A 1500-nucleotide genomic window follows, 5' to 3' on the forward strand; every position below is an offset into this window, starting at 1 on the left:
CGAAAGACATCCCAGGAGCTTGAATGTCAAGCAGCAGCCGAGTTGATGTGATGCGACCAGGCGGTCGTCTCGTCGTAGAGGGTGCCGGTTTTGAGGCATCCGTGGAGGATGCCGACGAGTCGGTTGGCGAGTTGGCGCAGGGCGGCGTTGTGACCGGTGCCGCGGGCTTTCTGCCGGTCGTAGTAGGCGCGCGCACCGGGCGAGCGCAGCAGTGCGTTGAACGCTTGCGTGGTGAGGGCGTCGATGAGCCGGTCGTTGTGGACGAAGCGGGCCAGGGCGACCTTCTTCTTGCCGGAGGCGCGGGTGATCGGGGAGGTGCCGGCGTAGTTCTTGCGGGCTTTGGCGGTGGCGTAGCGGGTGGGGTCGTCGCCGAACTCTGCGAGCACCCGGGCACCGAGGACCGGTCCCAGGCCGGGCTGGGAGGTGATGATCTCAGCGTCCGGGTGCTGCCCAAAATGGGCTTCGACCTGCCCTTGCAGCGTCTTGACCTGGGTGTTGAGTGTGGTCAGGACCGCGATCAGCGCTTGGATGGAGGCGGCGTAGGCGGCAGCGACGACCTCGGGCTGACCGAGGTGCTCGGCCCGCAGCGCGGCCTGGATCGCCGTTGCTTTCTCCGCGACGTTGCGGCGGCGGGCCCGTTTCAGCACGGCGCTGATCTGCGCGAGTGTCAACCGGGCGGCCTGGGCCGGGGTAGGTGCTTTGGCCAGCAGCTCCAGAGTGTCGGCGGCGTCCAGATCGTCGAAAGCGGCCAGCGCGGCGGGGAAGTAGTCCCGCAGCGCGTGCCGCAGCCGCTGGGTGTGGCGGGTCCGTTCCCAGATCAGCGTCTTGTGGGTACGGGCCACGACCTTGATCGCCTCGACCTCGGCGGAGTCCCCGGCGACCGGCCGCAACTCGTGGGAGTGGGTGCGGACCATGTCGGCCAGCACGTGCGCGTCACCGGAGTCGCTCTTGGCTCCCGAGACACCCAGCCGGTCACGAAACCTCGCGGCCTGCAACGGGTTCACCGCCAGCACCGTGTACCCGGCCGCGACCAGCGCCGCGACCCACGGTCCCCGGTCGGTCTCGATACCGACCAGCACCTCGACCTCGTCGGCGTCCTCCCCCGCCAGCTCTCCGACGATCGCGTGCAACCGGCCCATCCCGGTAACCCCTTCGGGAAGCCGGGCTTTAGCCAGTCTGCGACCAGAGCCGTCCATCACCTCCACGTCGTGATGGTCCTCGGCCCAGTCATCTCCTACGAACAGCCGCAACGGTCCTCCCGTTCTCGATGCCGATCACCCTGAAGCAGCCGGCGGGAGAACCATCAGCGACCTAATCAAGCAGTGCTCACACCACCAGCAGGTGGGCACGACATCCCAGCAGCGATCAACTCTCCCGGCCTACCGGCAGGGGCACGGTCTTTCGTCAGGACTCAAGCGTCCAGGAACCAAGAGTGCTCACCTACCGGCCGGCTACCAACCAGGAGTTTGCCGGATGGCTCACTCCCAGAACTGATTAGGA

General features: G+C 67.3%; 1 protein-coding gene. It reads right to left on the reverse strand.

Translation table 11 applies throughout. From position 1 onward, the window contains the following. Nucleotides 1-26 precede the first annotated feature (26 nt). The gene (locus E1288_RS46355) at nt 27-1250 is read right to left on the reverse strand and encodes an IS110 family RNA-guided transposase (RefSeq protein WP_132495709.1); all 1224 of its coding nucleotides are present in this window, start codon (nt 1248-1250) and stop codon (nt 27-29) included. Nucleotides 1251-1500: the final 250 nt, after the last annotated feature.

The sequence above is a fragment of the Saccharopolyspora elongata genome (assembly GCF_004348985.1).
In the GTDB taxonomy this organism is placed as follows: Bacteria; Actinomycetota; Actinomycetes; order Mycobacteriales; family Pseudonocardiaceae; genus Saccharopolyspora; species Saccharopolyspora elongata.